16 protein-coding genes are annotated in these 17,980 nt (G+C 59.7%); 6 read left to right on the plus strand and 10 right to left on the minus strand.

Going from position 1 to position 17,980, the window contains the following annotated elements; translation table 11 throughout:
- Positions 1-46 precede the first annotated feature (46 nt).
- From IF654_RS14790 to IF654_RS14835, 10 genes are all read right to left on the minus strand, one after another.
- Positions 47-1,768, minus strand: coding sequence for a flagellin N-terminal helical domain-containing protein (locus tag IF654_RS14790; protein ID WP_047275971.1), 1,722 nt, complete (start codon positions 1,766-1,768; stop codon positions 47-49).
- Between the two features lie 258 nt (positions 1,769-2,026).
- Positions 2,027-2,953: a ketoacyl-ACP synthase III gene (locus tag IF654_RS14795; RefSeq protein ID WP_047275974.1), complete on the minus strand. Its 927-nt coding sequence runs from the start codon at positions 2,951-2,953 to the stop codon at positions 2,027-2,029.
- Positions 2,954-3,318: 365 nt separating this feature from the next.
- On the minus strand, positions 3,319-4,896 hold the full coding sequence (locus tag IF654_RS14800; RefSeq protein ID WP_047275976.1) for a flagellar hook-associated protein 3: 1,578 nt from the start codon (positions 4,894-4,896) through the stop codon (positions 3,319-3,321).
- A gap of 14 nt (positions 4,897-4,910) precedes the next feature.
- Complete coding sequence (flgK, locus tag IF654_RS14805; protein WP_047275977.1) at positions 4,911-6,956, minus strand: flagellar hook-associated protein FlgK; 2,046 nt, start codon at positions 6,954-6,956, stop codon at positions 4,911-4,913.
- A gap of 10 nt (positions 6,957-6,966) precedes the next feature.
- Positions 6,967-8,235, minus strand: coding sequence for a flagellar assembly peptidoglycan hydrolase FlgJ (flgJ, locus tag IF654_RS14810; protein WP_047275979.1), 1,269 nt, complete (start codon positions 8,233-8,235; stop codon positions 6,967-6,969).
- A 10-nt stretch (positions 8,236-8,245) separates the two neighbouring features.
- Positions 8,246-9,355: a flagellar basal body P-ring protein FlgI gene (locus IF654_RS14815; protein WP_047275981.1), complete on the minus strand. Its 1,110-nt coding sequence runs from the start codon at positions 9,353-9,355 to the stop codon at positions 8,246-8,248.
- A 44-nt stretch (positions 9,356-9,399) separates the two neighbouring features.
- A complete protein-coding gene (gene flgH / locus IF654_RS14820; protein WP_047275983.1) occupies positions 9,400-10,095 on the minus strand; it encodes a flagellar basal body L-ring protein FlgH in 696 nt (231 codons plus the stop codon).
- Positions 10,096-10,144: 49 nt separating this feature from the next.
- Positions 10,145-10,930, minus strand: coding sequence for a flagellar basal-body rod protein FlgG (gene flgG / locus IF654_RS14825; protein ID WP_047275985.1), 786 nt, complete (start codon positions 10,928-10,930; stop codon positions 10,145-10,147).
- A gap of 44 nt (positions 10,931-10,974) precedes the next feature.
- Positions 10,975-11,715, minus strand: a complete 741-nt coding sequence (locus IF654_RS14830; protein ID WP_047275987.1) for a flagellar basal body rod protein FlgF — start codon at positions 11,713-11,715, stop codon at positions 10,975-10,977.
- Between the two features lie 232 nt (positions 11,716-11,947).
- The gene (locus IF654_RS14835; RefSeq protein WP_047280889.1) at positions 11,948-13,510 is read right to left on the minus strand and encodes a sigma-54-dependent phenylalanine hydroxylase transcriptional regulator PhhR; all 1,563 of its coding nucleotides are present in this window, start codon (positions 13,508-13,510) and stop codon (positions 11,948-11,950) included.
- A 274-nt stretch (positions 13,511-13,784) separates the two neighbouring features.
- On the opposite strand from IF654_RS14835, the gene phhA reads away from it, so the two are divergent.
- From phhA to IF654_RS14860, 6 genes are all read left to right on the plus strand, one after another.
- Positions 13,785-14,576, plus strand: a complete 792-nt coding sequence (gene phhA, locus IF654_RS14840) for a phenylalanine 4-monooxygenase (protein ID WP_047282794.1) — start codon at positions 13,785-13,787, stop codon at positions 14,574-14,576.
- Between the two features lie 59 nt (positions 14,577-14,635).
- Entirely contained in the window at positions 14,636-14,992 is a 357-nt protein-coding gene (locus IF654_RS14845) for a 4a-hydroxytetrahydrobiopterin dehydratase (protein WP_047275993.1), read from the plus strand.
- Positions 14,989-16,188, plus strand: coding sequence for an amino acid aminotransferase (locus IF654_RS14850; protein ID WP_162493708.1), 1,200 nt, complete (start codon positions 14,989-14,991; stop codon positions 16,186-16,188). Before IF654_RS14845 ends, IF654_RS14850 begins: the two co-directional genes overlap by 4 nt.
- A 194-nt stretch (positions 16,189-16,382) precedes the next feature.
- A complete protein-coding gene (locus IF654_RS23125) occupies positions 16,383-16,514 on the plus strand; it encodes a hypothetical protein (RefSeq protein ID WP_255163946.1) in 132 nt (43 codons plus the stop codon).
- Positions 16,515-16,603: 89 nt separating this feature from the next.
- Complete coding sequence (locus IF654_RS14855) at positions 16,604-16,780, plus strand: hypothetical protein (protein ID WP_088500190.1); 177 nt, start codon at positions 16,604-16,606, stop codon at positions 16,778-16,780.
- A gap of 18 nt (positions 16,781-16,798) precedes the next feature.
- Positions 16,799-17,974 (plus strand): MFS transporter, encoded by a 1,176-nt coding sequence (locus IF654_RS14860; protein WP_047282795.1) that lies wholly within the window; start codon positions 16,799-16,801, stop codon positions 17,972-17,974.
- Positions 17,975-17,980 lie beyond the last annotated feature (6 nt).

Here is a 17,980-nt window from a genome sequence, read left to right on the forward strand (position 1 = left end):
AAAGGGCACGTAAACGCGCCCTTCCGTTATTGACCAAGCGCCGTGATTACTGAAGCAGTTTCAGTACGGAGGATGGCAATTGGTTAGCCTGAGACAGGATCGCAGTGGAAGCCTGTTGCAGGGTTTGCTGCTTGGTCAGCTCAGCCGTTTCAGCGGCGAAGTCGGCGTCTTCTACGCGGCCTTTGGCAGCAGCGGAGTTCTGCGCGATGCTTTGCAGGTTGGACACGGTGCTGGCGAAACGGTTTTGTACAGCACCCAGCTGCGAACGCTGGCTGTCGATCTGCTGCATGGCGCCGTCCAGAGCCTGGATTGCTTGCTGGGCAGAAGCTGCAGACAGAACGCTCAGATCGGCAACAGTGGTTTCCATGGTGGTGGCAGATTTAGTGCCAGCCGTAGAAACATCTTTCAGACCCAGTGCAGCCAAGCCAGTGCCCGCGCTACCGTCTTTGACAGTGATGTCTTTGTCGGCAAACAGCTTCAGGGTGCCGTCAGCATTCTTGCTGGCCGTTACACCGGTGCTGGCGCTGTTGATCGAAGCAACGATCGCGTCAGAGGTGTCACCTTTTTTGAACTTGACCTCAACGCCATTCAGTTCGATCGAAGTGTCAGCAGTCAGCTTGGCTTGCGAAGTACCGGCAGACAGACCCAACTGCGACAGCGAGCCGCTTTCGGTGTTAGCCAGCTTGATGTCTTTACCGTCACCCGAGGTCAGAGTTACACGACCATCCTTGAAGGAAGCAGTAGCGCCGGTACCGGCTTCAGCAGCCAACTTATCAATAACAGTTTTAATGCTGTCAGCAGCACCCCACTTGACTTCAGTGCCGTTAACACTGACACCACCATCCGAGCCCATAAGAGTTGCATCAGTAACCGCAACAGCCTTGACAGGGGTAGCAGCTGGCGCAGCGGTCAGGCCAGTCTCAGCCAGAGCACCTGCAGGAGCGCCGTCTTCGATAGTGAAGTCAGACTTAGAGGTCAGAGTCATTTTGCCAGTTGCGGCATCAACAGAGGCAGTAACACCTGTTGTACCCGAAACCTTGTTGATATCAGCGGCAGTAGCAACACCACTGGTAGCCGCATCAGCACCACCCGTCAGAGTGATTTCAGTGCCATTGATGGAAATCTTCCCACCAGCGGTCACCGCTGCAGGTGGAGTAGCCGACGTGGTCGCTTTCATACCACCGATGTTCGAGCCTACAGCAGTAGCGCTCAGGCCCGACATGGCCGTGCCGTCAACCGACGCTTCGCTGTAAGTACCTTTCAGGCCAGTGGCGCTGATGTCGGTCATGCCGAACGAGATGGTCTGGTTGGCGTCAGCACCGATCTGGAAAGCCACGTTGCTGAACGAGCCGTCCAGCAGGTTACGACCACCGAAGGTAGTGGTGTTGGCGGTACGGGTCAGCTCGCCCACTTTAGCGGTGAATTCTTGCTGCAGGGACACACGGTCAGCGTCGCTTTTATCACCGTTCGCCGCTTGCAGAGCCAGCTCGCGCAGACGTTGCAGGGTGTTGGTGGACTCTTGCATTGCGCCTTCGGCGGTCTGGGCAATCGATACGCCGTTGTTGGCGTTGGCGATGGCTACGTTCAGACCTTTTACCTGGTTGCCCAGACGGTTGGCGATTTGCATGCCGGCCGCGTCGTCTTTGGCGCTGTTGATTTTCAGGCCGGAAGACAGACGGTTCATCGAGGTGCTAAGAGCGTCGGAAGCCTTGTTGAGGTTCTTCTGAACACCCAGCGACGTGATGTTGGTATTTACTGATAAAGCCATGACGAATTCCTCGTGGGTTGAATACTGCGGCTTCCGGCCCTGGCAACCGCCGGGTGTGGCCTAGAGAACCTTCGTAATAGTTATCGTCGTGAAAGCAGGTTGCTTGAGGGCTTTTTTGAAATTTTTTACTGGCCGGGTGCCATCCCTTGTATTTCAGGGGGTTAGCCTGTCGCCAAAACGCTATCAGGCACCGCCCGCAGAACGTAAAACGCCCATGGCTTTATCGGCCACGGGCGTTGGGGTACCGCGTGAAACGTTTCAGGGGCGATAGATGATCGCCGAGCCCCACGACAAGCCCACGCCGAAACCACTCAGCGCTACGCGCTTCCAGGTAGTGTCCATGGCGTGTTTTTCCAGCAGCAGCGGAATGCTCGACGACACGGTATTGCCGGTCTCGACCATGTCCTTGATGAACTTCTCGGGCTCACCTTCAAAACGCCGCGCCACGGCATCCACAATAGCCGCACTGCCCTGGTGGATACAGAACGCGTCGATGTCTTGAGCCTTGAGCTCCGATTCATCGAGCAACTCGTGCAGGTGCGCCGGCACTTTGAGCAACGCGAAGTTGAACACCTGACGCCCGTTCATGAAGAACACGCCATCGGTGACTTTCAGGTGCGGCGCGCCCGAACCGTCGGTGCCGAACTTGGCCTTGCCCAGCTGCCAGAGCGCGTCTTCGCCCATCCACGTGGCCGTGGCGGCGTCACCGAACAGCATGGTGGTGTTGCGGTCTTCAGGGTCGACGATTTTGGAGTACGGGTCGGCGGTGATCAGTAGGCCGTTTTTCAGGCCGGTGGCTTCCATGAAGCCCTTCATCGCGTAGAGGCCGTACACATAGCCTGAGCAGCCGAGGGAAATATCAAATGCCGCGACGTGGGTCGGCAGGCCGAGCTTGTCCTGCACGATGGCGGCGGTGTGGGGCAAGCCTTCTTCATCACCGTTCTGGGTGATGACGATCAGCGCGTCGATGGACTCGCGCTTGAGATGGGGGTTATTGGCGAACAGCGCATTGGCCGCTTCGACACACAGATCCGAGGTTTCCTGGTCAGCATCTTTGCGCGGCAGGAATGCCGAACCAATCTTGCCCAGAATAAATTCTTCGTCCTTGGAGAACTTCGCGCCCTGGGCATAGTTGTCTACGCCGTTTGCAGGCACGTAACTGGCGATGCTTTTAATGCCAATCATGGTGGCTTCCCAATACTGAATAGCTGGAGATCACCCGCTCTGGAATCGAGGGGCGTTAACAATAAAAGGGCTTCGCCGCGCAAGAAATGCAGCGAATGTGGATGCCTGAAAATACCCAAAACAGCCTGTGAAAGGCCCGGCATCCGCCCGTACGTTTCACACGATACAGTGAAGATGCGCGTTATGACTCATAGGTCACTCTATTTTGTGTGGTTTATACAAAACGTTTCAACGCGACGTTCAGATAAGCACGCGCACGCCGAGGCCGCCACAGGGGCCAGCCGTCAGGGGAAAGAGAGGATTTACAGCGCGCGGAGCGTGACAGACCACTCATTGAGTGGGCTGTCACGGTACACAAGGCGGGATCAGATCTTGTTGAACAGGCTCAACTGAGAGATTTTCACGAAGGCCAGCTGCGAGGCTTCGAGCATGGCTTTCTGGAACGCCAGATCGATGGATGCAGTTGCCATATCTGTGTTGCCAATGGCGGCGATGGTCGACTTGTTGGCCATGGCCATGCTGTCGTTTTCCGCCGTCTGGGTGTCTACCGCTTTCAACCGCGCACCGATGGAACCACGCGCTGTATCCACGCCTGCGCTGGCGTTCTTCAGGTTGCCGATGGCCGAGTTGATGGCATCACGCTGTTTCTGCTGCGCAAGCACATCGCCATCGCTTGGAGTCGCCAGTGCCTGGCGCAACTGGCTGATGGTGTCGAGCGCACTCTGGCTCTGGTGATTATTGGCGCTGACCACAAACTGATCACCTGCCGCGCGCGCACCGGTGAAATCGAAGGTCACGCCCATGGCCGTCAGCGAATCGCCTGTCATGGTGCCCTTGGCAATCGACTTGCTGTTGGCCGTCAACGGCTGCGCGTAAATCTCATATTCGGTATCGCTGGTGAACTTGATCACCGCGCCGCTGGCCGGAAAGCTGTCGCCATAGACCTTGGCATCGTCCACCGTGCTGCCGGTGATTTGTGCGGTCGAGGTATTGCCCGGTGAGCGCGAAGCATTGAACGAGTCAGGCTTGGCTTCCAGGGTGAAAATATGGCCCTTGACCGCATCGTCCTGATCCGCTGCCGCGATGTCCTTGAGGTTCAGGTTGATATCAAAATCCACCCCCCGCAGGCTGATGCTATGAGCGCCTTCCTTGGTGGCGTCGAACACGCCGTTGCCCGGCACCTCGGAGGTGATGTCGTTGCCCGAGCCGTCGCGCACCACGTATTGCGTGCTGCTGAGGAACTCCACCTGATAAGGCTGGCCCTGGGAAAAATCCTTGTTGAACACAGGACTTGAGGTGATCAGGCCACCCGACACCGAGACCGTGCCATCCACAGCCGTCGCGGGTTTGGTGGTGAGTTCAGCCTGCGTGCGACCGGTATTGATAGCACCATCAAAGATGCTTTTGGCCGTGTCACTGCCCGCGAGGGTCAGCGTGTCAGACACCTTCAGGTTCAACTGTGTGTCATCGCCCTGATAGGTGTAAGTGCCGTCATTGTTACGGGTATACGGCGGCGTATCGGTCTTGGAGCCGGAGAACATGTAGTTGCCCGATGCATCCTTGCTGTTGAGCAAGCTGAACACTTGCTCTTCAATGTTGCCCAATTCGTTGGCAATCGACAGCCGGTCAGCATCACTGACCACCCCGCCGCCCGCTTGCAGGGCCAGCTCACTGGCTTTTTGCAGGGCATTGTTGATCGTGTCCAGCACCGATTCCTGATTGGCGAGCGACGATTTGATGCTGTTCATGTTGGTGGTGTATTGCGCCAGCATGTCTTGCTGCTGCTGCAATTGCAGCAAGCGCCCGGCCCCGACCGGATCATCGGCGGCGGTCTGGATGCGCACGCCGGAATCGATCTGTTCCTGGGTCTTGATTACCGAAGAATAGTTGCTCTGGTACTTGGAAGACGTGGTCTCGAAGAACTGGGCAGTAGAAATACGCATCGTCGATGACTCCCTTAAATACTGTTGATCAGCGTCGTGAAGGTATCTTGCGCGACCTTGATGATCTGCGACGATGCCGTGTAGTACTGCTGAAACTTGACCAGGTTGGACGCTTCTTCGTCCAGGTTGACCTGCGATACCGAGCTGCGGCTGGCAGCTGCATAAGACAGAGCGGCATTGGTGGCCGTGCCGTCAACCTGAGCCTGACTGGCCTTGCCGCCCACCTTGGACACCAATTGGCTGTACGAGGTGGCCATGCTTACGCCACCCCCGCCGCTGTTCACGCCCACGGTCGGTTTGGTTTGCAGGTCGAGCAGTTTGTTGGCGTTGGTGTTGTCTGCCTTGCCGTCCTTGTTGAACTTGATGTCGAAGCTGTCGCCCTTGCCCGGCGAGCCACTGATGGTGGTCTCAAAGCCGACGGTTTTGGTCGAGCCGTCCGGGTTGGTCACCGGCAGACCGGCGGCGTCCAGTACCGGCACATTGATCGTGACCTTGTTGTCCTGACCCGGCACGATCGTGCCCTTGCCGATTTCTTCGCCTTTCTCGTTCAGCACGCGATAGCCCTGAACCCCGTTGACCGCTTCGTCAAACGCCAGGCGTACGGGCATCGCGCCTTCAATTTCGCTTTGCGCCAGCCCTAGGTCCGCGCCGCCGTAGATGTTCAGCGCCTGAGACAGGTCCAGACCACTGACCACGCCAGTGCCACTGTTGGAGCCACCCTTGCTCGCCACCAGCGGGCCGGCCAGCGCCAACGTGCTGGAATCGGTCATTTGCACGCCCATGTTGGTCGCGCCACTGCGGGTCGGGCTGACTTTGAAACTGTCGCCCTTGTCCAGCCCGCCGCCATTGAGCTTGAGGGTAAAACCGTCGATTTCCGGGGCCGGTTTTTGGTCCAGTTTGTAGGACCCCATGACCGTGCCGTCGGAGCGCTTCACCGTGTAGTCGTTGTTGCTGCTGAATGTCACCTGATAGTCGTAGGTGGTCAGCGCGCCGCTGTTGGTGATGGTGACATCCAGGTTGCCCGAACCCGCGCTGTTGCCGCTCGACGCCAGGCTGCGCTCACTGATGGCTTTGGCACTGTTGATGTTGTTGAACAGCGACGAGCCGAACTCGCCGTTGGCATCCAGGCCCTGCCCCAACTGTTGATTGATCGCGTCGGCAACCACCAGCGCGGTGCGCCCCAGCTCATTGATCGCAGGGGCCAGCACATCGTCACGGTAACGAATCAGGCCGCCGATCTTGCCCCCGCTGATCACCGAGGTGACGTCAGAGGTGGAAGACGGGTAGTTGATCTGAATCGTGTACTGGCTCTTGTCGGTTTTACCCGGCACAGCCGACAGCGTGTTGGAGGTGTTGCCCAGCACCAGGGATTGACCGGTGCCGAGGGTGACGTCGTACACGTTGTCGTGTTCTTGCACCGTCACGCCGACCAGCTCGTTAAGCGAACGCACGGCTTCGTTGCGCGCATCCATCAGGTCGTTCGGGGTATTGCCCCCGGTCGTCGCCTGGGCAATCTGCTTGTTCAATGACGCAATGGTCGCCGTGTGCTGATTGACCATGGAGGTCAGGGTTTCCAGCTGGCTGTTCACGCCTTCGTTTTGCTGGTTGAGCTGGCTGGCAATGGAGTTGAACCGGTTGCTCAGGGTCTTGGCGTTGCCCAGCAGCAGGTCCCGTGACGAGGCATCGCCCGGCGCCGCTGCAGCGCTTTGCAGCGAGGCGAAGAAGCTGCTCAGCGCGGCGGAAACGCCCGTGCTTTTATCCGACAGCAATTTGTCGATCGGGCCGATCTGGTCAAGATAGGCTTGGGCGTCGCCATTGAGCGACGTGGTGGTTTGCAACTGGGCGTCGAGGTAGGCGTTGTAGACGCGACGCACGTCCGCCAGCGTGGTGCCGGTGCCGATAAAGACCCCGCCCACTTGCTGCGAGCCAGCCGTGCCCTGCACGATTTGCTGGCGCGAATAGCCCGCCGCGTTAGCGTTGGCAATGTTATTGCCGACCGTGGCCAATGCCCCTTGGCTGGCGTTCAGCCCCGACATCCCGATGTTGATCAAACTCGCCATGGTTCAAACCTTATAAATGCGCGAAGGAACCTGTTGAGGCATAGCTCTGGTAGGTCTTCATTTGTTTGGCTATCTGCGAAATCTTGCTGGCGTAATTCGGGTCGGTTGCGTAACCGGCCTTCTGCAGCTCGCGTACAAATTGTTCTGGTTTATCGGCAGCGTTCAGCACTTCTTTATAACGATTGTTGCTCTGCAACAACGTGACCAGATCGTGGAAGCTGTCCTGGTAGGAGTCGTAGGAACGGAACGCCGCTGTTTCCTTGACCATCTGCCCGCCCTTGAACTCACTGGTGATGGCGCGCGCCTGAGCGCCCTGCCAACTGCCGGTGGCCTTGATGCCGAACAGGTTGTGGCTGCTGGTGCCATCTTGTTGACGCATGACCGATTTGCCCCAACCGGTTTCCAGTGCCGCTTGCGCCACCAGATACAGCGGGTCGACGCCGATACGGTCGGCCGCTTGCTGGGCCATGGGCAACATGGTGGCAACGAACGCATCCGGCGATTCAAAGGCTTTTTTCGCGGGCGCCAAAGGTGGCTGGGCCACAGCACGGCCATACACCTGCATCCGGCCCTGGGCACCTGCGGCACTGACCATCGGCTGGCGACTGCCCTTGAGCACGGCGTCCATCGACGCACTGGTGCGATCCGGCACGGGCGCCGTATTGATCGTGGCGCGCGCCGGATCTGCCGAGGGCACAATGCCTGCCAGCAACCGGTCCGTCAGCTTGGTGGGCAAGGCCAGACGCCGCTGATTGAGCAGTGCCATGTCATTTTGATGACCGCCCTGCCCTGCACCCGGTGCCAGCGCCACCCGCGCCGCCCACAACGGCCGCTGGCCATTGGAACGTACAAACGGGCTGTCGGCCGGGGTCACCGCTGCGGTTGGGGTGGCGACTTTGGCCTCAGGGGTCAGTGCGGTGGCCGCCGGGGTGTCGCCCGGCACCGCCGATTTGTTTTTCGACATCTGACGCATCAACACGTCAGCCAGGCCAATGCCGCCACCCTGACGCGACAAGGTCACGGACAACTGCTGGTCGTACATTTCCTGATATTGCTTGGCCGCCGGGGTGTTGAGCGGATTGTCCTTGCCCAGCACTTCGTTGGCCGAGCGCATCGACTTGAGCATTTCATTCAGGAACAGCGACTCGAATTCCTGCGCAACCTTGCGCATGTTGCCGTCGCTTTCGCGGTCGCCCACTTTCAAGTTGTTCAGACGGTTCAGGTCGGTGAACGCACCCGAATCACTGCCGCTGACTACGCCACTCTTACGCATATCCATGACGCAGGCCTCAGATCACAATCAGGTCGGCTTGCAGCGCGCCGGCCTGTTTAAGGGCTTCAAGGATCGCCATCAAGTCACCCGGCGCTGCCCCCACCTGATTCACGGCACGCACGATTTCATCCAGCGTGGTACCCGGACCGAATTTGAACATCGGCTTGGCTTCCTGCTGTGCATTGACCCGCGAACGCGGCACCACGGCCGTCTGGCCGTTGGACAGCGGGCCGGGCTGGCTGACAATCGGGTCTTCGGTGATGGTCACGGTCAAGCTGCCGTGGGTCACGGCCGCTGGCGATACCTTGACGTTCTGGCCGATCACGATGGTGCCGGTACGCGAGTTGATGATGACCTTGGCCACCGCTTGGCCGGGGTCCACTTCCAGGTTTTCCAGAATCGACAGGTAGTCGACACGCTGGCTAGGGTCCAGGGGCGCGGTGACGCGAATCGAGCCACCGTCGATGGCTTGCGCGACGCCAGGGCCGAGCAGGTCGTTAATTTTGTCCACCACGCGCTTGGCGGTGGTGAAGTCGGAGCGGTTGAGGTTCAGCGTCAGGCTATTGCCCTGGTTGAAACCGCTTGGCACGGCACGCTCAACCGACGCACCGCCCGGAATCCGACCCGCTGAGGGTACGTTAACCGTGATTTTCGAACCGTCGCGACCTTCAGCGTCAAAACCGCCCACCACCAGGTTGCCCTGGGCGATGGCATACACATTGCCGTCGATACCTTTCAGGGGGGTCAGCAACAGGGTGCCGCCGCGCAGGCTTTTGGAGTTACCGATGGAGGAAACGGTGATATCAACCAACTGACCCGGCTTGGCAAACGCTGGCAAGTCCGCACTGATCGACACCGCTGCAACGTTTTTCAACTGCACGTTGCCCGAACCCGGCGGCACTTTGATGCCGAATTGCGAGAGCATGTTATTAAACGTTTGCAGGGTGAACGGCGTTTGCGTGGTCTGGTCGCCCGTGCCGTTAAGCCCGACCACCAGGCCGTAACCGATCAATTGGTTGGACCGCACGCCAGAAATGCTGGCGATGTCCTTCAACCGCTCGGCGTGCGCGCCAAGGGCTGTGGACAGTAGCAGTACAGCTGCCAGCAGATGCTTGAGGTTGAACATGGTTCGGGCCATCACTTGAATAAAAACACTGATAAAAGGTCCGCTTAGAACGGGAACAGCGGGCTCAGGAAGAAACGATCAAACCAGCCCGGCTGACTCGCATCGGCAAACGAGCCGGTGCCCGAATACGTGATGCGCGCATCGGCCACACGGGTCGACGACACGGTGTTGTCCGTGGCGATGTCATCGGCCCGCACCAGACCGGCAATACGCACCAGCTCGTCACCGGTGTTGAGGGTCATCCACTTCTCGCCACGCACGGCAATGATGCCGTTGGGCAGTACGTCAGCCACGGTCACCGTGATCGAACCGGTCAGGCTGTTGCCCTGCCCGGCCTTGCTGTCGCCCTTGCTCGCCCGGCTGCCGCTGTACCCGGCGTTCAGGCTCAGGTCACCGCTGCCCAGCGGGTTATTGGTGGTCAGGCCACTGCCGAACAACGAGCTCAGGCCGATGCTGGTGTTGCTGTTCTTGCCGATCTGCGAGTTGGCGTTTTTGCTCGCCTGGGTCTTCTCGTTCAGGGTGATGGTGATGATGTCACCCACCCGGTACGCCTTGCGGTCGCTGTACAGGTTCTGCTCAAAGCCCGCCTGGTAGATCGAGCCGTTATTGGCCGCCGCCGGCAGCGGCGTGCGCGGCAACACTGGTGCATAGTACGGGTCGTTGGCCCGTGGTGGCGGGCTGACGCACCCGGCCAGCAACGTGATACCGCCCAATGCCAGAACAGAAAACAAGCGTTTCATGACCTCTCCCGCGAGTGCAGGCGACCTTCAGGCCGCCTTGTCTACGTGATTACAGATTTTGCGTAACGAACGACAACATTTGGTCAGCGGTGGAGATGACTTTGGAGTTCATCTCGTAGGCACGCTGGGTGGTGATCATGTTGACCATTTCTTCCACGGTGCTGACGTTGGAGGTCTCAAGCATGCTTTGCATGGTCAGACCAAAACCGTTCAGGCCCGGCGTACCGATCTGCGGCGCGCCGCTGGAAGCGGTTTCCAGGAACAAGTTGCCGCCCTGTGCCTGCAAACCGGCCGGGTTGATGAAGTCAGCGGTTTGCAGGTTGCCGATCACTTGCGCGGCCGGGTTGCCGGCGATGGTCACCGACACGGTGCCGTCCTGGCCGACCGTGAAGGTCTGCGCATCAGGCGGTACCACAATCGCCGGCTCCAGCGCGAAACCGTTGGCTGTCACGATCTGGCCGTTGGAGTCGAGGTGGAAAGTACCGTCACGGGTGTAGGACGTAGTGCCGTCCGGCTGCATGATCTGGAAAAAACCACGGCCATTGATGGCCAGGTCGAGCGGCTGCTCGGTGGTTTGCAGGCTACCGGCCTGAAAGTTCTTCTGGGTGCCCACGATGCGCACACCGGTACCCACTTGCAGGCCCGAAGGCAGCTCGCTGTCCTGGGTCGATTGCGCGCCGGGCTGGCGTTTGATCTGGTAAAGCAAGTCCTGGAACTCGGCACGATCACGCTTGAAGCCCGTGGTCGATACGTTGGCCAAGTTGTTGGAAATGGTGGTCAGGTTGGTGTCTTGTGCAGCCAAACCCGTTTTAGCAACCCAGAGTGCCGGAAGCATGCAGTTCTCCTCGCGCGCCGGTTTTTCGGCGCCGCGTTAAATAATTAGCTGATGGACAGGACGCGCGTCATGGCCTGATCGTCTTCTTTGGCGGTGTTCATCATCTTGATGTGCAGCTCGAACTGCTTGGCCAGGGCCAGCACCGAGGTCATTTCATCCACCGCGTTCACGTTGCTGGCTTCCAGGAAGCCCGAGACCACGCGCACGTTGGCATCGGCCACCGCTGGCTGGCCGTCTTTGGTGTGGATCAAACCGTCGAGGCCCTTGGTCATGTTTTTCAGGTCGGGCTGCACCATCTTGATCCGGTCGACTTCAGCCATCACCCGCGGGCCTTCGCCCATGGCGCGGATGCTGATGGTGCCGTCTTCACCGACTTCAATCTGTTGCTGCGGCGGCACGGCAATCGGCCCGCCATTGCCCATGATCGGCATGCCGTTACCAGCTCGCAAAATGCCCAGGGCATCGACGTTCATGCTCGCCGTGCGCACGTAGGCTTCGCTGCCGTCGGGCGCCTGCACGGCCAGCCAGCCATTACCTTGCACGGCCACGTCCAGGTCGCGACCGGTTTCCACCAGTGCGCCGGGGGTGAAATCCGTGGCCGGGCGTTCCGACAGTGCAAAGGCACGCGCCGGAAAGCTGTCACCGAACACCGGCATCGAACGCGCCTGTTCCAGGTCACGCTGAAAACCGTTGGTTGAGATGTTCGCCAGATTGTTGGCATGCGCCTTCTGCGCCAGTGCGTTCTGGCTGGCGCCGGTCATTGCCACATAAAGGTACTTGTCCACAGTCTTTCCTCTGCCTGACGGACGCTTGCCGCCCACCGCTGTACTGCAGAGCACTAAGCAATTTGCGCACCAACTTTTTTTTGACGGCGAAAAAGCCCGGTTTGACGGGGCCTGACGGTAAAAGGCAGGAAAGTGAAGACGGCGATAAGACGTAAAAACGGCGCAAGGGTGCCGTTTGCGGCAAGGCGTCGCCCATGCGACCCCTTGCCGATGGTGACGTGACGCGCCCGGCTCAGTCTTTGCCGGGTTTGAGGATGTCGTATTCGCGCAGTTTATTGGCGATGGTGGTGTGCGAAACACCGAGCCGCTTGCCCAGCAAACGGCTGCTGGGGTGTTCGCAGTACAAACGCTCCAGCACGGTTTTCTCGAAACGCCCGACAATCTGGTCCAGGCCGCCCTCCATCGAGAACTCGCCAAGCGGCTGACGCACGCCGTAATCCGGCAAGCGAATATGCTCAGCCTTGACCACGCCGCCGTCACACAACGAGACAGCCTGAAACAGTACGTTTTCCAATTGGCGCACATTGCCCGGCCAGTGGTAATGACGCAGGCGATCCATCGCGGCGGGCGCCAGACGCGGCAGCGCGCAGCCAATCTGACGGCTGGCCTGATCCAGAAAATGCTCGACCAGCGGCTCAAGCCCGTCCAGGCATTCGCGCAAGGGCGGGATGTGCAGCGACAGCACGTTCAGGCGGTGATACAGGTCCTGGCGAAATTCGCCCTTGGCGCACAGTTCGGACAAATCCACCTGCGTGGCGCACATTACCCGCACATCGAGGTAGACCTCTTCATCACTGCCCACGCGTCGGAAGCAGCCGTCCTGCAAGAAACGCAGGAGTTTGACCTGCAAACGCGGGCTCATTTCCCCCACGCCATCGAGAAACAATGTACCGCCAGCGGTCAGCTCCAGCAGCCCGAGCTTGCCTTCAGCCCGTGCGCCCTCAAAAGCGCCGGGGCCATACCCGAACAACTCGGTTTCGGCCATGGACTCCGGCAAACCGGCGCAGTTGAGCGCCATCAACGGCGATTGCCCGCGCGGGCTGGCGAGATGGCAGGCCCGCGCCAGCAGCTCTTTGCCTGTGCCGGTTTCGCCTTCTATTAATAGAGGGGCGTCCAGCGGCGCCATGCGCCGCGCCTCGCGCACCACCGCGGCCATTACTTTGGAGCTTTGGAAAATACTGTCAAAGCCGCGCAACTCTTGTTTGCGCACGTTGTAGATCTGTTCACCCACGCGATCAGCCCGGTGCAGGGTGAGAACGGCACCGGCCATGGCCTCGCTGTCATCGCTTTCCAGTTGCAGGGGCGCAATGTCCGCCAGAAATACGTGCCCCTTGATCTTGACCCGCAACCCGTTGATCCGCGATTTGTTGGCGCGCACCAGTTCCGGCAGGTCGAAGTCTTCGGCATAGCGCGACAACGCAATACCCGGCACCTCATCCACACGCACCCCGAGCAACTGAGCCGCCGCGCGGTTGGCCGCCACGATGGAACCGCCCATGTCGATGGACAACACCGGAAACTCCAGCGCGCCGAGCAACGCGTTGAGCTCCATGTGCCGACGCTCGCTGGGCATCAGCCCGACGCGCTTGACGCCAAATACACCGGCGATGGTCTCAAACTTGGGGCGCAGCGCCTGAAATTGCAGGTTGATCAGGTTCGGGCAATACAGGTAGATCGCATTGCCCTGATCGCCACCCACCTCACCGCGCTTGACGTTGATGCCGTAGGCAACCAATAGGTTGAGGATGTCACGCAGGATGCCAATGCGGTTTTGGCAGTGAACTTTGATACGCATGGACGCAGGCTCAATAAGGTGGGCGGTTGAGTCCCACAACAGTAGGCTTTTTCACCGTTCGACGATTTCAACGTCACGTTTATGTGACAGTTTGAGGGTCGGCAAGCACAAGAACCTCGGCGCGGCACTCAACTCGTAACGAATACTTTACGAATGCCGGGCATCATCCCAGCATTCATGGCTTTGCGCCAGTGCAACAAGGGCGGGGTTTGGGGTATCACTAGGTCATCGCCACACACCGAATAATAAAAACGATTTCCTTGCGGAGAGCCCCATGAAGCAAACGAAATACGTCGCCCGCGAGCCTGATGCCGATGGCTTTATCGACTACACACCTGCCGAGCACGGCGTGTGGAACACGCTGATCACCCGCCAACTGAAGCTGCTCGAAGGCCGTGCCTGCCCTGAGTACATGGAAGGCATCGAAAAGCTGGGTCTGCCCCACGACCGCATTCCGCAACTGAGCGAAATCAACCACGTGCTGGGCGAAACCACGGGCTGGCAAGTGGCCCGTGTACCGGCCCTGATTCCGTTCCAGACCTTCTTCGAATTGCTGGCCAATAAACAGTTTCCGGTCGCGACGTTTATTCGCACCCCCGAAGAACTGGATTACCTGCAAGAGCCGGACATTTTTCACGAGATTTTCGGCCACTGCCCACTGCTGACCAACCCGTGGTTTGCAGAATTCACCCACACCTACGGCAAGCTTGGCCTGCAAGCCACCAAGGAACAGCGCGTGTATTTGGCCCGCCTGTACTGGATGACCATTGAGTTTGGCCTGGTCGACACCCCCGACGGCAAACGCATCTACGGCGGCGGGATTCTGTCATCGCCCAAAGAAACGGTTTACAGCCTGTCTTCAGAACCGGAACATCAAACCTTCGACCCGCTGGAAGCCATGCGCACGCCTTACCGCATCGACATCCTGCAGCCCCTGTATTTTGTGCTGCCTGATTTGAAGCGACTGTTCGACCTGGCCCACGAAGACATCATGGGCATGGTTGAAAAAGGCATGGCACTGGGCCTGCATGCGCCCAAGTTCCCGCCTAAACCCAAGGCCGCGTGACGCACGCCTTTACGACTTCTCTTTGTACACATAAGAAAAACTGACTTCAGGAACACACCATGAACGCACTGAACCAAGCCCACTGCGAAGCCTGCCGCGCCGATGCCCCACAGGTCAGCGACGAAGAACTGCCGGTACTGATCAAACAGATCCCGGACTGGAACATCGAAGTTCGCGACGGCGTGATGCAGCTGGAAAAGGTCTTTCTGTTCAAAAACTTCAAGTTCGCCCTGGCGTTCACCAATGCCGTCGGCGAGATCTCCGAAGCTGAAGGCCATCACCCGGGCCTGCTGACGGAATGGGGCAAAGTGACCGTGACCTGGTGGAGCCACAGCATCAAGGGCCTGCACCGCAATGACTTCATCATGGCCGCGCGCACTGACGAAGTGGCCAGCACCGCTGAAGGTCGCAAGTGAAGCACTTCGCGGCCATTGGCCGGGTGCCGGGCGACCCGATTCTGGGCCTGATGGACGCCTACAATCAGGACACCAACCCGGACAAGTTCGACTTGGGCGTGGGCGTGTACAAGGACGCCAACGGCCTGACGCCGATTTTGCAGTCGGTCAAACAGGCAGAACAGCGCCTGGTGGACCAGCAGCAGACCAAAACCTACATCGGCGGGCATGGCGACAGCCGTTTTGGCCAACTGATCAGCGAACTGGTGCTGGGCGCCGATTCGCCCCTGTTAAGCGCCAAACGTGCGGGGGCCACCCAAACCCCGGGCGGCACTGGCGCGTTGCGCTTGAGTGCTGACTTCATTGCACAGTGCTTGCCGGGGCGCGGCATCTGGTTGAGCGACCCGACCTGGCCGATCCACGAAACCATCTTTGCCGCGGCAGGGCTGAAGATCAGCCACTACCCGTATGTGGGCAGCGACAACACGCTGAACGTAGCCGCCATGCTGGCGGCGCTGGAACAGGCGCCCAAAGGTGACGTGGTGCTGTTGCACGCCTGTTGCCACAACCCCACCGGCTTCGATCTGTCGCAAGACGATTGGCATCAGGTACTGGACGTCGTCAAGCGGCGTGAGTTGTTGCCGCTGATCGACTTCGCGTATCAGGGCTTCGGTGACGGTCTGGAGCAGGACGCGTGGTCCACACGCCTATTTGCTCGCGAACTGCCTGAATTGCTGATCACCAGCTCCTGCTCGAAAAACTTCGGCCTGTACCGCGAACGTGTGGGTGCGCTGATCGTCTGCGCCAGTGACGCCGAGAAACTGACGGACATCCGCAGTCAATTGGCCTATTTGGCGCGCAACCTGTGGTCCAACCCGCCGGACCATGGCGCTGCGGTGGTGGCGACCATTTTAGGTGATGAGCAACTCAAGCACCTGTGGGCCAGCGAAGTCGAAGCCATGCGCAGCCGTATCGCGCAACTGCGCAGCGGCTTGGTGGAGGCACTGACGCCGTTTGGCCTGGCCGAGCACTTTGCTCATATCACTCAACAGCGCGGGATGTTTTCCTACACTGGATTGAGTGCCGATCAAGTGCAATTGCTGCGCGAGAAGCACAGTGTGTACATGGTCGGGTCCGGCCGCGCCAACATGGCCGGGGTCGACGGCACGCGCCTGGGCCTGCTGGCCAAAGCCATCGCGCAGGTCTGCACGCACTGACGCCGTAATCTGCCGGGACGGCCGCGTCCGTTCCGGCAGATGCACGACAACAGCACGATGAAAAGTTCGCCACACACCCCCGCCAGACACAAAAAAAGACAAATTGTCACACCCGGTCATGTATCCTGCCCTAGCTTTTTAAAAGCGCGGATGTACCCAGCGATTTAAAAACACACCTTGCGAGGAGCGCGACGATGCACGAAATCCCAAACCTCCCCTTCCCAAGCCTGCATGAAACTCAGCAGCCAACCCCGCAACACACCAGTGGCGAAAACCCCGCACTGGACGAGGCCCCTGAAAGCCTCAAGGCCGACAGCGAAGACTGACGGTTAGCACTCAGGCGGTGCGAAAAGCTTTCGGCTTTTCATACCGCCTGACACAATCGCCCCACCTTTTTACTCCCCCGGATTACAGCGTGACTGACTCTTTCGACGACACCCAGGCCAGCGTACTGATCGGCACCGCCGAGCAAATGATCGTGCTGTGGGATCGCCTCACACCGGAAAAACAAGCCACCCTGCTCCAGCGGTTCGGCACCCGGGAAAACGCCCTGGCCGCCCTGATCGCAACCCGCCTGGTTGCACCGCTCTAACCCCGCAGGACCTGCCCCATGACCGAACAACGTCCACTGGCGATCACCCTGCAGGTGGTGTCCATCGTTCTGTTTACCTTTATTGGCTATCTGAACATCGGCATCCCGCTGGCGGTTTTGCCCGGTTACGTGCACAACCACTTGGGTTACGGCACGGTCATCGCCGGGCTGGTAATCAGCGTGCAATACCTGGCGACACTGCTCAGCCGCCCTTACGCCAGCCGCATCATCGACAACCTGGGCAGCAAACGTGCCGTCATGTATGGCCTGGCCGGGTGCGGGCTGAGCGGCGTTTTTATGCTGGTGTCCAGCTGGCTGTCGGCCATGCCTGCACTGAGCCTTGCCAGCCTGCTGATCGGGCGATTGGTATTGGGCAGCGCTGAAAGCCTGGTGGGTTCGGGCTCCATCGGCTGGGGCATTGGCCGCGTCGGTGCGCAGAACACCGCCAAGGTGATTTCCTGGAACGGCATCGCCAGCTATGGCGCAATCGCCGTCGGCGCACCCTTGGGGGTGATGATGGTCAACCACTGGGGCATGTGGAGCATGGGCGCCAGCATCATCGCCCTGGCCGCGCTGGGGCTGCTGCTGGCGTGGCCCAAACTGGCCGCGCCGATTGTCAGTGGCGTGCGCCTGCCGTTCCTGCATGTGCTGGGCCGGGTGCTGCCGCACGGCACCGGGCTGGCACTGGGCTCCATCGGCTTTGGCACCATCGCCACGTTCATCACCCTGTATTACGCGACCCAACACTGGGAAAACGCCGTCCTGTGCCTGAGCCTGTTCGGTGCCAGCTTTATCGGCGCGCGACTGCTGTTCGGCAACATGATCAATCGCCTGGGCGGCTTTCGAGTAGCGATCGCCTGCCTGAGCGTCGAAACCGTGGGCTTGCTGCTGCTGTGGCTGGCGCCAAATCCGCAACTGGCACTGGCTGGCGCGGCGCTGAGCGGGTTTGGCTTTTCGCTGGTGTTCCCGGCCTTGGGCGTCGAAGCGGTGAACCTGGTGCCTGCTTCCAGTCGCGGTGCGGCCGTCGGGGCTTATTCGCTGTTCATCGACTTGTCACTGGGCATTACCGGACCGCTGGTGGGCGCGGTAGCGGCCGGTTTCGGCTTTGCGTCCATCTTCCTGTTTGCCGCGCTGGCAGCGTTCAGCGGGCTGATGCTCAGCCTGTATTTGTACCGGCAGGCACGCAGTCGCTGACGCGCA

Source organism: Pseudomonas lundensis, from assembly GCF_015377145.2.
GTDB lineage: Bacteria > Pseudomonadota > Gammaproteobacteria > Pseudomonadales > Pseudomonadaceae > Aquipseudomonas > Aquipseudomonas lundensis.